Here is a 17,254-nt window from a genome sequence, read left to right as displayed (position 1 = left end):
TTAGACTGACGAAGTTCCTCCTGCACACCCTCCCATCAAAACTTCGTCAATCAATTAGCCAACTTACGAAGTTTTAAAGGCCTAAAGGGTGGCAGAACTTCGTCAGTTTATTAGAGATCAGAAATGAAACTCAAGTTTAAACAAATAGAGCAAGATGATTAAGTGTTCAATTAATGTAGACTGGCGAAGTTCCTCCTGCACACCCTCCCATCAAAACTTCGTCAATCAATTAGCCAGCTTACGAAGTTTTAAAAGCCAAAAGCGGGGCAGAACTTCGTCAGTTTAATAGAGATCAAAAATGAAACTCAAGTTTAGATAAGTAAATTATTAAGTGTTTAGACTGACGAAGTTTGCCTGCGCACAATCCCATCAAAACTTCGTAAGTCAATTAGCCAACTTACGAAGTTTCAAAGGCCGGAAGCCTGGGAGAACTTCGTAAGTTTATTGGAAATATGTTAAGTTCTTATTTACTAAACGTACTCAAATTCCACTCATCCTGCCAGTTTATAGTGAGCTTATCGCCTTCAAATTTAATCGGCAACCATAGGTAACGACCGTCAATGGCGTTTTTAGGTTCCCATTTATCTGCCATAAAAATAAAATCTCCTTTCTTTCCGGGAGCAGGAAGAATGTGGGTGCTTTGCCCACCGTAAGTAATGTTTGCACCAGGCCCCTGACAAGGGTTCCCCATATAGGTCCATGGTCCCCAAATGGAACTGGCCTTAAACCATCTGGCCGGATTAGGAGCCCAACCTGTGCAACCAGACCCCACCATATAATAGATGCCATTTTTCTTGAATAAAGCTGGTGCCTCTGTTTGATGTCCTACATAAATTCTGATGAACTTACCAGTATGACTCAAATAATCCGGGCTTAATTCGGCTAAGTGTAAGGTAAAATTCTCTTCAGAAGAAAAAACGTGATAAGCCTTGCCATCATCATCAACAAAAACAGTCATATCTCTTGCCATCTGTCCGCCAGGTAAATCCCTGCAGAAAAAGCCATCGCTTTTATTAGCCGGATTTTCACAATTTACCTTTTCAGCTTCAGGTGTTCCAGCAGCATAAAATGGCATCTTACCCGCATTTGGACGATAACTTTTGATAAAAGTATACGGACCATTAGGTCTATCTGCTACAGCCACACCACTCCGGGCAGCTTCATAACTTTTACCTAGAAGCTCCAGGTGGAACCACATTACAAATTTCTTTGTTTTCTTATTGTAAACTACCTTTGGTCTCTCTAAAATACAGCCTCTTGCAATATCACTTTTTAGGTCATCAGAAACCGATAGCGCAATACCTTCATCTTTCCAGTTATATAAATCTTTCGAAGAATAGCAATGAACCCCAACCTGTGCGGTATTTCCCTTTTCACCTTCAATTTTATGTTCACCAAACCAATAATAGGTGCCTTTATGTTCAACAATACCACCACCATGCGCATTAATGTGTACGCCTTTATCATCCTTCCATATTTTGCCCGGCGTAAATGAAGTGTATTTTTGCTGAGCAGAAGCAAACTGATAGGTAAATAAAGAGAGGGTTAAAAAGCATAAGATAAAATTGATCTTCTTATTCATAACTAATTTGTTTGGTTTAATTAAAAGTGAATGAGTTAATAAACACTTACTTTTTGGTTTTTACTTTAAATTTTCGCTGTGGTCATTTTTAAAATTTTCACCACTCCAAATTTTCTGTGCACTCCATTTTGCTGGTAGATTTGCCCAAAATGGGTCACTGGCGGGCAAGCCTAGCGGTAGAAAAATATTTGAAGCAATATAAGGACTACCCTGGTTATTATAAAAATCGCCCAACTCCGGTTGCTCACCATATAAACCGATGGTTAACCAACCTTTTTTATAGGTGGTAGGGCTTTCTAATGTTTTTTTGATCACGGCAGTCAATGCACAGCGAACCTGTTCAGCAGATAACTGCTTTGGCAATGCTTTTCGAAAAGCCATATCCGCTAAATGATGAAATGCAGCACCACGATAAATGATCGAGCGACCAGTTGCAGGATATGTTCCATCTGCATTAATTAATCGTTCCTGAATGATGGCATATCTTTCATTACGTTTCTTAATCTTCTCGAACATATCTTTATAGGCATTGGTTTTTTTGCCAATAATTTCTGAAAGCGCCGCCAGGTAAGGATGAATTACGTAACTATTGTAATAGTCAAAAGCGAATGAGGTGCCATCAGTATACATCCCGTCACCAGTATACCATTGCTCCATTTGCTGGAGTGCATAATCTACACGCATGGGATCCCAGTCATAACCAAATTTGGCTAAAAAGGCCTCATTCATTGCAGAAAACAATAGCCAGTTAGAAAATACAGGCTTAAATTTTCGGGTAGTGACAATGGATTTCATCAATAAGGTTTGGTTTTTCTTGTCCAGGTTTTCCCATAACCAGGGCGCACGCACCACGGCCAGCGCCACATAGGAAGCATCAACCAATTGTTGCCCGCCAATATCAAAATTCATAAAATCTTTGGCATTAGAATCCAATGCATTCTTTAATCCGCTTAATGCCCATTCGCGATATTGCTTCCTTAAAGCGACCTCTTCCACAGCACCACCTTCCAATTGTAACCATGGCGCAATGCCACTTAACACCCGACCTAAAACTTCTACGTATTGTACTTTAATCCGGTGTTCTTTATTATCAACATGAACTGAGGTTACTTTTGGCATCGCAATCCGCAAGCTATCATTGGCTAAATTCTGTAACACCGGGCGAACCATTTTATCCATCTGCTGGATCCAGAATTGCCTGTCGTTAAGCATTGCACTTTTTTTACTTTTTACTTTCTGTGCAATTGCCGATCCGCCAAGGCACATCAGCATTAAAAAAGCAAGAGCAATATTTTTTACTTTCATTGAATTGAGCTTTATTTTTGATTTGATAAATAACGATACATTTCACAGCCTGCCAACAAAAAAGCACCTACACCAAAATTGGCTGTTGAATTTGCATCTACTACTTGTCCGGGAATGGCTTTTTCACCAATCGGTTGTACATATCCCACTTTTCCATCCTTTTGCAAGGCCGTTTCTGATAAATATTTCCATGCCTTTTTTGCTGCAGGAAGATATGTTTTCTCTTTTAAGTAGCCATTGTTAATGCCCCAAATCAAGCCATACGTAAAAAAAGCAGTTCCGCTGGTTTCTGCGCCAGGCGCATGTTCAGGATCTAGAATACTCCGTGTCCAATAGCCTTCTTTTTGCTGAGATTTTGCAATAGCCTTCGCCATGTTTTGGTATTTGCTAAGGTATTCTGCCCGGTGTGGGTCATTTTTAGGAAGATCTTTTAACACTTTAGCTAAACCTGCGAAAACCCATCCATCACCCCTCGCCCAGAAATCTTTTTTGCCATTGGTACTTTTATGTTTGGGATAAACATATTTGGCATCGCGGTAATAAAGCTTCGCTTCCTGATCATACATAATGCTATTGGCATACATAAAATATTCATAAAGCTTATCCGAATATTTTTGATCGCCCGTCAACTTGTAAAGTTTCGTCATTACCGGCATCACCATATACAAACCATCTGCCCACCACCAATAATCATGATTGGGTGTACTCATTTCATATTGCATCACGTCTTTTGCACGAGCCACTTTGTATTCAGCAGGTTGTATATGGTAAAGATCGATATAGGTTTGAAAGCAGATTTGCCAGTCGCCAAAAAGCACATGATCATCTGTTTCACCGTAGTTATATTTCCATTCAGATTTGTTGGCAGATTTCGCTCCCATCCATTGGTTGTGTTCCGCCCAATCCTCAGCATATTTGCGGTAAGCTTCATTCTTAGTGATTTGATAAAGCTCCATATTGCCGGTATGGTAGGCGGCATGATCCCAAAAAGCACGAACCTGTGGTTTGTTTTTAGCCTGCCAGTATTGATTGGCTAAATTAAGCTGATCCAGTACAGCTTCCTTTGTCTGAGCATGTACTTCTGTTAACCCATAAAACAAGATTAAAAGAAATGCCATTGAAAATAATTTTATTGTTCTCATTTACGAATCGGGTTTATGCCTTCCAATGTGGGCGTAACTTTATTAATATGACCATTTTCATCAAATTTCATTTGATCTATGCAAACTTCTCGGTTGTAGCCTGCGGCATCACCCATGGTTATCCCTTTTGGCCTGTTAAAACGGTGATAAACCATGTACCATTCATCTTTACCCGGAATTTGAATCACACTGTTATGCCCGGTACCATAAATCCCCTGATCAGGCCTTTTTGATAAAATTAAATTATTTGCGGGAATGGTAATTTTTCCGGTAGGTGAATCAGAAAAGCCATATCTCACCCCATAATCAGGACTTCTGGTATCATTCTCTGACCATAAAAAATAGTATTTCCCATTTCTATAAAAAACTTCTGTCCCCTCACGAAAGCTATCATCAGGTGTAATAATTTTAATGGAATTAGAATCAATGGAGATCATATCGTCATTTAATTCTGCAACAGCCATGTATCCATTACCCCAATACAAATAACTTTTTCCGGTTTTTGGATCGGTGAATACATCAGGGTCAATTTCTTGCCCGCCCTTTATACCCGCAGGTCTTTTGGCAATTAATGGTTTCCCGCTATCTTTAAATGGGCCGGCAGGATGATCAGCAACGGCTACCCCGACTTTCTGTGCAGCAGTGAAATAGTAAAAATATTGGTATGCACCGTTTATCTTTTTCTCAATTGCTGTTGGAGCCCATGCATTTTTCTTTGCCCATGAAACATCTTTATTTAAATCTACAATCACCCCTTCATCTTTCCAGTTTACTAGATCTGCAGATGAAAAAGTTTTAAAATAGGTGCCACTCCAGCCGGTAAAGCCATCACTGGTAGGATATAAATAAAATTTTGAAGTTTTGTTTGAATATAAAATTTCAGGGTCAGCGTAATAGCCATTTAATACAGGATTGCGATTAACTGCGACAGATACCGCATAAGTTTGCGCTGCCTGGCTTCCAATTTTAAGGCTATAATTTAAAGGTCCTTTAGAGAAATCAACCTTTCCTTCAGGCTTAATACTCACACCAGAAAATTTTGAAAATTGCGGATCGAATGCTTTCAGATTCGTACCATCATTAACAGGCAAATAAACTGTTTTGGCCACAGTATCCAGTACAATGTTATTCTGCTTGATGGATGGATTGCTTGCACCCTGCAATACTGATGAAGCGCTATACCACTTGCTCAACAAACGATTTTCTTCTTCTTTACTGATTGACATCACCGTTCCATGGCGGGGATGAAAATCCATTGTTACTTCTTCATCAATGATTTTGAAAGTGTTCAGGTCCTTAGATTTGGTAAACTGATAGCGTCCTTTCATGTAAACATCATACATTAAAATATAGTCTTCAGAACCATTTAGCTTAAAAACCCCGGCACCCTCAACCGCATCAGTGGTTTGTTGTAAATATCGGTCTCCCAACACATAGCCCTTAGTTAATTCATTTGATACTGCTTTTTTAATTCCGTTTCCATTACCCTCCGTTTTAAAAAACAGGTTGTATTTTCCTTTATCGTAAATAATATCTCCATCAATACAGGATCCATTTGTGGGACTAAAAAACAGTTGTTTTGGCGTTCCCTCCAGGTCACTAAAATCTGCATTGGCATAAGCATAATAAATTTTATCAGGATCATTGCCATGTTTCATAGACCAATACACCATGTATTTTTTAACAGCCGGATCATAAATGGTTTGTGGTGCCCACACCCGTTTCAAATTCTCCTGATTTGGATATTTTTTTTGAATATTAACAATACTGGATTTCCAGGTAATTAAGTCATTCGATTTCAATAACACCATTGCCCGGTTACTGTCCCAACCTTTTGCCGATACCATATCAGTTGCCACCATGTAAAAATGCTTTCCATCGGCACCACGTAAAATATGAGGATCGCGAACACCGCCTGTTGAACTAATTTTTTCTGATGAGATAACTGGCCGATTATTATTTAAGGCTTTATAATGATAGCCATCTTCACTAATGGCAAACCGAATAGATTCTTCTGCTTTATCGTTCCCAGTAAAATAGGCAAACAAGTAAGCACTGTTACCAATTTGCTTTTTACCTTGTGCCTGTACGCCAAAATTTAAAGTAAATATGGCGAAAAACACGAGTATACTTGCTTTTGTCTTATTTTTATTCATATCAATTTTACTTAATCATTTTTTTTAGGTTCCCAATTCAATACCTGAACGGCAGTAGGTTGCTGACTGGCTTTTCCTTCGCCGTCTATCTGTTTTACATCCTGCAAAAACAAACTTAACACTTTTCTATTTTTCCACAATTCGGTATCATAACTGGGCTCCCAATCGCCAACACTTTGGGCCGTTAAATCCGCTATTGTCCAGTTCTTTGTTTGCAGATCGTTATTCAAGGCAATTGAAGCTTTACTTCCCCTTTCTTTGTCTCTAAAGATCAGGCCCGCAGCATAACTTTTCCCTTTTTTCCACACGATAATCTGGGGCCTGGCGATGGGAATCTGCTTGGTTCCACCACCACTCAAACTGAATGCGGTTTTTCTAAAATTTAAGTGATGTACTTTCCAATCGTCATCAGTTTTATAAACCAGATGATATTGCGGAATGCTTTCACCCTCCTCACGCCAATAACTTGCTATAAACACTTTGCCATTGGCATCTGCAAACATAGAAGTCTGATTAATGAGCTCACTTTTTTGCGGAATTTTTAAGGCATATTCGGCATTACCCGCATGAATAGGCAATTGATAAGGTGCACCATCAGATTTTTGCCAGGTGACCCCGCCATCGGCAGATTTCGCATAACATAAATCGTGGTTGCTGGCCACATCAGGGTTTTCACGCCACACCCATGAAATATGGATTACGCCTTTTTTATCGATTGCAACCTGCCAATAGGCATTTCTATGCCCTTCGCCATCAATTAGATTATTCTGGATTCTGCTCCATTTTTTTGTTTTTATCGCATAGCGATTAATCACCAGATTGCCGTTACCAGATCCTCCATCCCGATAAAAGAATAATAAATCGCCATTAGCCAGTTTATAAAATTCGGGATAACTCACCTTGCCCTCCTGATCAGCCAACATCGGTTTTTTCTCAGTTAAAACCAGGCTGCCTGCACTTAGCGCATGCGCATAATTTAAGGCATTGTTATGCTGGCTCCATGCCACATGTAAAATTCCATCTCCATCTACCATAATACTGATGGATTTATGTGCATCGGCTGCATCACCTTTATAAGAGGTTCTTAAAGTTTCCCAGGTTGGAGAATTCAGTTTCCTTTTGGCAAGCACTAAAAATTGATCCGCATCATAATATGCTGCATATTGAATGTGACGAAAACTAACCAAAGCATTTTTCCTGAAAATTACCGTATTAACAGAATTGTTAGACCAGCCATTAGTTGCAATGGTACTGATATTACGCTGGGCTACACAAGCCAAACTCAGCATACAGCATACCGCAATAATCAGTGTGTTTTTAATCAGTAAATGCATTTGGAAATTAAACTGCTCGACTTTCATCATTTGGTTAAAGTTCAAAGTACCGATTATTTATGGATTTAAACAGGGGGTTAAATCACACTTTAGGGGGGGCATTTTGATATGTTGCCTGTTATCCTGTAGCATTGATGTTATAATATTTGTTAAAGCTTTTGCGGTGTTTTTTAATAAACTCGGATGGGGTAAGCTTAAAAAGTTTTTGAAATTGCTCCCTGAAATATTTTGTGTCGTTAATTCCAACTCTAAAAGCTGCTTCGTTAATATTTAGATTGGTATTAATTAATAATTCTGCTGCTTTACGTAACCTGATAAAACGAATAAAACTATTAATGGACTGGCCTGATGTTGCCTTTATTTTTTTATAAAGATTAGAATGACTCATCCCCAAATCAGCAGCGAGTATTTTCACATTAAAACTATTTTCCATCAGGTTGTCTTCAATAATGGTAATACACTTCTGCAGAAAGCCTTTATCCTCTTGTGAAACTTTATGGGTATCAGATTTCAGGGTAATTTCATTAAAGAAATACGATTGTAGATTGGTTCGGTTTTTAATAATTCCATTAATCTTCGCTGTAAAAAGTTCCTTATCAAAAGGCTTACTGATAAAATCATACGCCCCTACCTCAATTCCTTTTAGTTTAATTTCTGCGCTTGGATCAGCTGTAAGTAAAATCACCGGAATATGGCTCAATGCAGAATCTTCCTTTATCGCCTTACACAGCTCAATTCCATTTAGCCCATCCATATTAACATCAGAAATAACAATATCAGGCAGGTATTCTTTACAACACCTAAATCCTTCCAAACCATCAGCAGCGGTATAAATCCTAAAGTTTTCTTTAAAAATCTGCCTGATGTAATCAATGATCTCCGCATTATCATCAATAATTAATATGGTATGAAGATCAGAGATCAACAGCTCCAGGTTACCAATACTTTCGTCGTTACTTTTCTCTTCGTTATCTTCTTCTTGTGCAATAAGTTCATTTACGTAGGTGAGCTCACTTTGATAAGCCATTCCGGCTTCGTTTCTACCAGCATCACCTATTGGGAGTTCAATTGAAAAGACAGTACCTACCCCAGGAGAAATAAAACTTATTTTTCCCTGATGCAGTTCCACAAAATTCTTCGCCAGGTAGAGTCCGATACCGAAACCCATTTTAAGTGATTCATTAGACATCACTTTATAAAACTTATCAAAAAGCTTTTCACCCACATGTTCTGGTATTCCCGGACCACTATCACTCACCTCTATTTTTACACTACAATTTACCTGCTGAATGCCCAATTTAACATAACCACCCTTTGGCGTGAATTTTAGTGCATTAGATAATAAATTGAATAAAACGATCTCCATTTTATCTTTATCAGCATAGATATATAATTCTTCCTCTTCACACTCAAAGGTATATTGGATGTGATGCTGTTGAGCCAGATAATTAAAGCACAGGAAAATCTCCTTAGCAAAACTATACAGGTTAATCTTAACAATTTTCAGGGCATCATTTTCACTTTCCGTCTTCCTGAAAAGCAGGAGCTGATCAACCAGACTTAATAACCTTCTGGAATTGCGGTATACCACATTGAGGTTATTTTTCTCCGTGCCAGCTTCCTTCTGGTTTAAAATATCCTTAATGGGGTTTACAATTAAGGTAAGTGGCGTTCTGAGTTCATGCGAGATATTGGTAAAGAAATTAAGTTTTTTCTCATTTAAATCTTTCTCCCGTTCTATTTCAAGGTTTGCACTTTCTATTTCGTGTTTTAACCTGCGTTGGCGGTTGCGATAGATTTGAAAGAGGTAAAACAATGCCGAACCAATAAGTAAATAAATAATATAAGCCCACCAGGTACGGTACCAGGATGGCAAAATAACGATAGTAATCACCTTTTCGTTATTAGCCCAAACACCTTCTGTATCCGTACTTTTAATATGCAGCTTATAGGTTCCTGCATCTAAGCGGGAGTAATATGCAGTGCTTAATTTATTCACATAGTTCCAGTTCCGGTCCCAGCCCTCCAGGTAATAGGCATAAGAAATCTGATCCTGAAATGAAAATTCAATAGCGGCATAGTTAACAGAAATGACTGCCGACTGGTATGGAATGGAGATTTTTTCCAGGTTAACCACCGATGTATGCTGATAGGTAGAATCCTGATCAAGCGAAATATTATTCACTTTAAAATCTGTGAGGATTATTTTAGGTATTCGCTTATTCTTTTTGATGCTATCTGGCGAGAAAAGATTAAATCCTCCGATACCACCAAACAAAAAATCGCCATTTGATAATTTTAAAGCCGCGTTATAGTTAAATTGGTTGCTTTGTAAACCATCATTGGCAAAGTAATTTTTAAAGGTATTATGCTGCACATCAAACCTGGATAAGCCATTATAAGTGCTCGACCACAAGTTACCAGCTTTATCTTTTAAAATATTTAAAATAGAATTACTCGGCAAGCCATCACTTTCCAGGTAACGCTTAATATTTTTAGTTTCCGGATCAAAAAGCAGTAAGCCTCCTCCTTCAGTACCAATCCAGATCTGATGACCTGAAGCCTCCTGTATGGCACGAATAGCAGCATTTATCTTCACATATTCATGTTTTTTTCCTACCGGATCAATCTTGATGATCTGGCTATAATTTCCAGCCCATAAACGTCCTTTACTATCTTGAAAAAGGGTATGAATATCTTTAAGGCGATGGTCAAAAAGTTCAAATTTATCCAGTGCCTTATTATACCGGTAAAGTGCGCCTCCCTTTGTGGTACCCGCCCAAATATTTTTCTGTTGATCCTCGTACAGTTTCCAGAGATTATCTTCATCAACCCCTTTAACTGAATTATGACATCGATAATGAATAAAATTGCCCTTAGCCTGATCAAACCGATCAATACCACCACTAAAAGTTGCCACCCAGATATTGTTATCTGCATCATTTAAAATGCTGGTTACAAAATTGCTGCTTAAAGCACCCGTATGACCAGTTTTCGTGTAATTGGTAAAAGTATCTTTCTTCCTGTTCCAAACACTCAAACCTCCACCATCAGTACCAATCCAGATGTTATGGTACTTATCCTCACTAAAAGAAAGAATAAAATTATTGATCAGCGAATTAGCTTTTAGCGGATTACGCCTGATGGTTTTGAATTGGCCTTGCTCTGGATCGATGATGTTTATGCCGCCACGTAACGTTGCAATCCATTTTCTTGATTCCCGGTCTTCATAAATCTGTGCAACAGAATTACTGCTCAACAATCCCTTTTCTCTTCCTGCGGAGAGATAACTAACCGCCTCCTTTTTTAAATCATAAACAATAGTGCCACCACCATCAGTAGCCAGCCATAATTTATGCTGACGATCCAGCATCAGGCGCATTATATTTTCATTTCCTGGCAATTGTTTACATTTTTCGAGCTTTTTATTCAGCGTATGATAAACAAATAGTCCTCTTTCTGTTCCAATCCAAATATCTTCACCCAGGCCTTTAATGACACTGGTTACCGAACGGACATCTGTATTAATTAGCCTAATGGTATTGGTTTTCATATCCAGCTGGCATAAACCTGCATCTTTAATAAAAACCCAGAGATGCTGTTGCCCATCTGTACAAATGGCTTTTACGGTAAAATCCTTATTTCCTTTAAAAGCAATTCTTTCTGCCTTTTCACGGTTGTTCTTCAATACAAACAACCCCTTTTCATCTGTTGCCATGTATACCGCATTTTGAGCTACAGCAATGGCGTTGATGGCATAGCTAATATCTTTTTGCTTTTTATTTTCGAGATATAGTAACTGATGAAATTTAGAATCGGCATAATCATAGTAAGAAATGCCTTTTTGAGTGCCTACCCAGATCCGGTTCTTCCCATCGCCATTTAATACTGTGATGTGGTTATTAACTAAATTACTTTTATCTCCCCAACCACTCCTGAAAATTTTAAAATGGTAACCATCATAACGATTTAAACCATCATAAGTACCCATCCACATAAAACCAAAATGATCCAGATACAATGAATTGACTGAATTATTTGATAAACCATTTTCTACACCCAGATATTTAAGAGAACCAAAAGGTGTTTGAGCATTAGACAAACTAAAATTAAATGCCAAAAAGGTAACAAAAAGAAATAAAACCTTAAAGTGATTTAGCATTGTAAAAACTGATAATATTTGGTCTAAATGAATATTCTTTTTTTCGCATGGCAGTTTCTGAGCAAAGCTAGAAACTATCCGGAATAAAATTCCCGTTTAGCAAAACCATAAAATTGATTCAAGCCAATTACTTAATACCAGGGTAGACTACTCTTTGATAACCCGCTAACCCTGTTTCAGCTTATTAAATCGCTTTTTTAGTTCCGCTACCAATTACAAAACAAATGTATATCTAATTAGGCTAAAAAAACGATAAACGATCAGCATTAAAATATCAAATGATAGCCGGATTTTGATCAAATCTGATTTTAACAGTTACCAAACCTTATAGGTTTTAAAAAACCGATAAGGTTTAATTCCTGATGTCAATTAAATTCCATACCGAATTCACCCGTTTAAAAATAATAGAAATACACTTACAAAAAGATTAAGATCCACATTTACGCTATAGGATATTTGAAAAATTTATGATTTGCTGAAGTGGAGAAATTTAAACACTTCACCCTACTCCTCATATTAAACACAAATTGGAAAATGGAACTAGAACCTTTGTATGTCAGGTCCATGTTAGCAAGAATCCCTATTATCATTCGCCATTTTCTGTCGACAATTTTGTTTCGTAAATACTTCTAAAAACTAATACCTTCTGCATATTGTTTACTAACAGCTTCTTCAGTTCGTGGAAGTAAGACTTCTAAATTTCCGATTACACTTTCTTGTACTTCTTCTATAAACGGGCGTAAGTCTTTATTGTAAGCTGCAAAAGCCAATTCAAAATTACCATTGTTTTTTGCAAAAGCATCTACCAAAGCTGTTGCGCCAATGATGGCTAACGAGCCACCCATACCTGCTGCTGGCGAAGCACAATAACCTGCATCACCAACTAATGCTACTCTGCTTTTTGTCCACGACGGCATTTTTATCTGGCAAAACTTATCAAAGTACAAAGAATCTGAATTCAATAATTCTTCTTTTAATTCAGACACTCTCCAGCTCATACCCTGCATTTGGTCATAAATTATTTTCTTTATTTGCTCTTGGTTGCGGAAATCATAAGGTATTTCTTTTTCTGGCCGGAAGGTAAAAACAATGTCTGTTTTACCATTGTAAGCATTAAGCATAAAAGCTTTATTTGGTTCTGCATATAGTTGCAAGGTACTTTCCTCTATTAATAATTTGTTTACAATAGCAATGGAAAAATACTGTCCTAAAAAATGTGAATATTCTGCTTCGTTCCCAAACCAAAGTCTGCGTACTACTGAATGCATGCCATCACAACCAAATATATACTCGAATCGATTTTGTGAGCCGTCTTTGAAAGTGGCTTCTATACTATCTTCTGTTTCATTTAAAGCTGTAATGCTGTTGTTGAAAATAAAGGTCACATCATCTTTAACGGTTTCGTACATCATATTCAATAAGGTATCCCGTTCTATTTCAAACTCGTCGTCTGGCATTTCTTCACCAGGCTGTCTCAATAACATTTTGTGTCCCGTTAAATCTTCCGCATTTTTAAACTCCCATTTTTCCAATGTTAATCTGTTCGCTTTTATCTGTTCAAAAAGCCCCATTCGCTTTACAATATCAACGGTACTATCTTTTATATCTACTGGTGTTCCTCCTTTTTTAAGATAACTGCCCACTTCTACAATAGTTACTTTGTAGCCCATTTTGTTCATCCAGTACGCAGTGGTTAGGCCTGCAAAACTTGCACCTGATATAAGTACATTTTTATTTTGTTCCATTTTTTTACTCTTTTAAATTGACAATGCAAAGATATTGAGTAGAATAAAGGCAGGAGGTTACTAATCGTAGTAGGTATTGGACTAATCGTACTTTTTGCTACGAAAAGTCAAAGCTGTCACACCAACAACTTTAGTGAAAAGCCTTGAAAAATAAGGATAGTCTTCATAACCCAATTCAAAAGCAATTTCTTTTACAGATTTATCAGAATGATACAGTAAGCGCTTGGCTTCTAAAATAATTCGCTCTTGAATCTGTTGCGAAACGGATAAGCCTGTGGCGTTTTTTATGCTTTCATTCAAATAATGGGTTGAAACATTTAGTTGTCGGGCATACGCAGCTGGTCGTTTGAGTGTAAGGTAATTCCTCTCTAAAAGTTGATTGAAAGACTTAGCAATTACCTCAAATCTTGGAAGGCTGTTTAATGGTGTATTTTGATTTAAAAATGCTGAAGTCAGCAGAGCAACTAAGGTATTACAACCGTCCTTTAACAGTAAGTGATATAATTTATTGCTTTTTTGTTTTGAAAAGTTTAGGCAAAGCGAAAAAGTTTTAAAAATGTCTGTATGTATATTTTCCGTCAACAACAATGGCTTCGCAGGTGCAATTTCTTCCAAAAAATTACGGTAATCAGGATTTAATTTTTCATTGTTAATTGATAAAGCACAAACGGTCATATCCGTGAAGTCTAAAATGCGGTGCACTTGATTGGGATGCATATATACAACTGCAGGTGCTGTAATTTTATATTTTTGAAAATCTATTTCAATATCAACAGTCCCTTTTTCAATGAAATGAAAAGTATGTCCCTCGTCTCGATGCGAATTTCTTGCTATTTCGTACAGTTCTGCCGTTTCAAAGTCAGATTTTTCGAAGCTGATTCTTTCAATAGAAATGCCCTGGCTGAAATAGTCAGTCATTGAGTTAGTAGGTATATTTTTCCTGCTTTTTTCCGGCATTTAATTTTTGTTTTTTTGTCAGACTGTTTAAAGTAAATAGGTTGTTCGTTAAGGTTGGCGGGACTTATCTATAACAGAGATAAATGCTCAAATCCTTACTACTTTAACGGTATTAAATCCACAAACTTATCTATATTTTTACGAAATGCTAAATTTTTCTATTCACAAATGAACCTGTGTATTTCATTGAAAGTGCCCCTCTGTTCGGACCAAAATGGCCACCAATTTGATTACCGGATGATGCACATCTAAGTTTCTTTCCTTCTGAACAAATATACACTTCGGATCTAAATCTATTTTTCTCAGGACTTCTCGGTTAATCCATCCTACTGCCGGATTTATCTCAATTTATTCCCGAATGCTAGTTGGAAAAAAGCTGATCGAAAGATCAGAATGGCCAATTTAACCAGGAAAAGTTGGTTGCTTTGAAGCGAAATGAGGTGACAGCTTAAACGCGAAATGGGCGGCCATTTTTGCTAAAATGCCCAAAATATGAATAGTACGATCAAGATATGGTACGAATTTAACTTACAAATCTTTGCATAAGGTATCCCATTATCTAATTAAAGTTCATTAAGTTTTTTACTTTTTGTAAGCGCAATCTCGATAATTATCGTTTTTGAGACCTTATATTATTTAATTGCGATCAAGGAAATACCTTGTATATGTCGTTTCTTTTTACAAATCGGGCTAACTCAATAGTGTTTTCATCTTTATAAAATCCCAATCGATAATCCCCAACTCTCCAACGATAAGCTGTAGAGAAACCTTTCATTTTTTTAATATTTTCAAGCTCTTCTAAGCTTTCAGCATTTTCAATCTCTATAATCAATTCTTTGATTTTATCTTTTAATTTTTTATCGTTGAGTTTCTTAATATCATTTATAAAGCTTCGTAAAACAATAATTTCCATTAGTCCAAAACCTTCATTAATTCCTCATGACTTACTACATCATTTCTATCTGCTTGTTGCATAAGTAATAGTAAACCCAAATCCTCTTTATCTTCTTCAGACAATGTCTTCAAGCGTTCTTTTTCTTTATATTCTACGTAAAAAGAAACAGCCTTTTCCATAACTGATTTAACACTTACCTCTTCAAAAACAGACAATATTTTTAATTTAGTTAAAAGACTTTCGTCAATATCAATGTTCTTTTTCATTTCAATAATTTTATTAAAGTAAATATATAAAATATATTATACATACAATATATATAATATATGTTTCATCTTTGAAGATTTTTTATTGTTCTGCATTTTTTTATTTCGTCATTAGTATGAGTATCGAGTATTTTGGCATATCTATAAAATGTTGCCTTGTTTAATTGAAGTCCTTTATAAATTTCTTTCGGTGTTTTATCACCAAATCGATAATGTATTTTAAGCTTCTTCCTAAACGGTCCAATCTCCAAACCACTAATTCAACACCTTGTCGAAATTGTTCAATCATCTTACTAAGTTCTGGACGAACCATTTTTGCTCCGGAAATTGTTTCTTTAAAAATGATTTCACCCCTTTTAGAGCGCTTCAATTTGCAAATTGAAATTTTGTTATTTGGTAGAAACTCGGGCGTATCCGATTTTCATTATTGTATCATTAAAACCTTCAAGGATAAATATAATAAACTTTGTTTTGTGGTCTAAGTTTTTGGGAAAGTCAGGTTGTAAAATATGGTTTAGTCTAGACAGATTTAAGAATCTTATAATACCACCGTTTATTGATCATCAATTTTCACACATAAATGCATTTCAGTGCTGAGTTGCCTTCTATTCTATTTGAATAAGTTATGGTTTAAATCAAATTTTAAATATTACAGTTAAAACAAAATATTTCCGTTATTTTTTTTATTTTTCAGGAAATTAACAATCTTAAATTTATGTATAAATCTAAAAACGCGGCTAAGATCCTCAAAAGCTTTAATTTATTATGTTTAGTATTATTTGGTATTTTATTTTTTGTTGGGTGCAAAAAAACTCAGGTGTCATCAAACACTATCGATTGGGAAAAGAAAAAGTTAGAAATTGCTAATAAGGTAAAGCTTGACCTCAAGAACTTAAAAGCTATCTTACCTTCCACCATTTCAAGAATTTCAGAAAGTGAAATTTCATTAGATAACATCAAGATCAATGAATATTATGGCCTATCAAATTTTAAAAATGTATCAACGAAAGTCACAAAACCTAAAACTATAGACGATGTAATAGCCAGAATTAAAGCTAAAAAGATAAGTTCTACAACCCCTGTCGGTCCAGGTCCAGGGGTTACGCCAGAAATAGATCCTCTTCAGGGGCTACTTGGCGATGCATATAGAAGCCAATATTTATATGCTGTAGAACAATATGAGAGTCTTCCAACTTTTATAATGATGCTTAATGGGATTTCTACTGATTTATTAAATGCACCAAATGTAACTTCAGATGATAAGGTTTTAATTTATTCCGAAATTGAACTTTTAAAACAGTTTGCTACGGATATTGAAACAAATTTTGATTATTGGGTAGATTTATATGCTCCTTTAGAAGATGATGCACAGATGAGTAGTTCAATTACAAAAAATAACATTATTATGTCAACAAAAATTGGTGGTATAAATGGCAAAATAATGGGGCCGCCTTATAGAGGTAATATAAAAAGGCAAGGATGTAAAGTTAGCGCCAGAAATGTAATGATGGCAGGCATTTTGGGTGGATTGGTAAGTGGTTCTATTGCAGCAAAGGCTGGAGCAGTAGCCGGTACCGTTGTGGTTCCTGGAATTGGAACAGTAACCGGTGCTGTAAGTGGTTTTATGGCAGGCTTTGCATCGGGTTTTGTTACTTCAGCTGCCGTAGGTGTTGTTGGAGAATTGCTATTAACATGTGGAAGGTAAAATAT

Annotated in this window: 12 protein-coding genes; 1 reads left to right on the top strand and 11 read right to left on the bottom strand. The window is 36.6% G+C overall.

Features of this window, described 5'->3' with window-relative positions; all coding sequences use genetic code 11:
- Positions 1-463 precede the first annotated feature (463 nt).
- The 11 genes from AN34_RS14880 to AN34_RS22145 form a co-directional block, all read right to left on the bottom strand.
- Positions 464-1,582, bottom strand: a complete 1,119-nt coding sequence (locus tag AN34_RS14880) for a glycoside hydrolase family 43 protein (protein ID WP_029286729.1) — start codon at positions 1,580-1,582, stop codon at positions 464-466.
- 60 nt (positions 1,583-1,642) lie between these two features.
- On the bottom strand, positions 1,643-2,887 hold the full coding sequence (locus AN34_RS14875; RefSeq protein WP_029286728.1) for a DUF2264 domain-containing protein: 1,245 nt from the start codon (positions 2,885-2,887) through the stop codon (positions 1,643-1,645).
- A gap of 11 nt (positions 2,888-2,898) precedes the next feature.
- Positions 2,899-4,029 carry a glycoside hydrolase family 88 protein gene (locus AN34_RS14870; RefSeq protein WP_029286726.1) on the bottom strand — a complete coding sequence of 377 codons (1,131 nt, stop codon included), beginning with the start codon at positions 4,027-4,029 and terminating at the stop codon, positions 2,899-2,901.
- Positions 4,026-6,185 (bottom strand): family 43 glycosylhydrolase, encoded by a 2,160-nt coding sequence (locus AN34_RS14865; RefSeq protein ID WP_029286725.1) that lies wholly within the window; start codon positions 6,183-6,185, stop codon positions 4,026-4,028. The genes AN34_RS14870 and AN34_RS14865 overlap by 4 nt, the downstream gene beginning before the upstream one ends.
- An 11-nt stretch (positions 6,186-6,196) precedes the next feature.
- On the bottom strand, positions 6,197-7,549 hold the full coding sequence (locus tag AN34_RS14860; RefSeq protein ID WP_082468424.1) for a BNR repeat-containing protein: 1,353 nt from the start codon (positions 7,547-7,549) through the stop codon (positions 6,197-6,199).
- A gap of 88 nt (positions 7,550-7,637) precedes the next feature.
- Positions 7,638-11,681 (bottom strand): hybrid sensor histidine kinase/response regulator transcription factor, encoded by a 4,044-nt coding sequence (locus tag AN34_RS14855; RefSeq protein WP_029286722.1) that lies wholly within the window; start codon positions 11,679-11,681, stop codon positions 7,638-7,640.
- 629 nt (positions 11,682-12,310) lie between these two features.
- Complete coding sequence (locus AN34_RS14850; protein WP_029286720.1) at positions 12,311-13,426, bottom strand: FAD-dependent monooxygenase; 1,116 nt, start codon at positions 13,424-13,426, stop codon at positions 12,311-12,313.
- Positions 13,427-13,507: 81 nt separating this feature from the next.
- Positions 13,508-14,383 (bottom strand): helix-turn-helix domain-containing protein, encoded by an 876-nt coding sequence (locus AN34_RS14845; RefSeq protein ID WP_029286719.1) that lies wholly within the window; start codon positions 14,381-14,383, stop codon positions 13,508-13,510.
- A gap of 646 nt (positions 14,384-15,029) precedes the next feature.
- The gene (locus AN34_RS14840; RefSeq protein WP_029286718.1) at positions 15,030-15,296 is read right to left on the bottom strand and encodes a type II toxin-antitoxin system RelE/ParE family toxin; all 267 of its coding nucleotides are present in this window, start codon (positions 15,294-15,296) and stop codon (positions 15,030-15,032) included.
- Complete coding sequence (locus AN34_RS14835; RefSeq protein ID WP_029286717.1) at positions 15,296-15,544, bottom strand: hypothetical protein; 249 nt, start codon at positions 15,542-15,544, stop codon at positions 15,296-15,298. Before AN34_RS14835 ends, AN34_RS14840 begins: the two co-directional genes overlap by 1 nt.
- Before the next feature lie 160 nt (positions 15,545-15,704).
- A complete protein-coding gene (locus tag AN34_RS22145) occupies positions 15,705-15,914 on the bottom strand; it encodes a recombinase family protein (RefSeq protein WP_051666609.1) in 210 nt (69 codons plus the stop codon).
- Positions 15,915-16,259: 345 nt separating this feature from the next.
- Between AN34_RS22145 and AN34_RS14825 the strand changes: the two genes are divergently transcribed.
- On the top strand, positions 16,260-17,249 hold the full coding sequence (locus tag AN34_RS14825) for a hypothetical protein (protein WP_029286716.1): 990 nt from the start codon (positions 16,260-16,262) through the stop codon (positions 17,247-17,249).
- The last annotated feature ends 5 nt before the right edge of the window (positions 17,250-17,254 follow it).

Origin of the sequence: Pedobacter sp. R20-19, assembly GCF_000708265.2 — a bacterium.
Lineage (GTDB): Bacteria > Bacteroidota > Bacteroidia > Sphingobacteriales > Sphingobacteriaceae > Pedobacter.
Note: the sequence above shows the minus strand (reverse complement) of the source record. Positions and strands in the feature narration are given on the sequence as shown.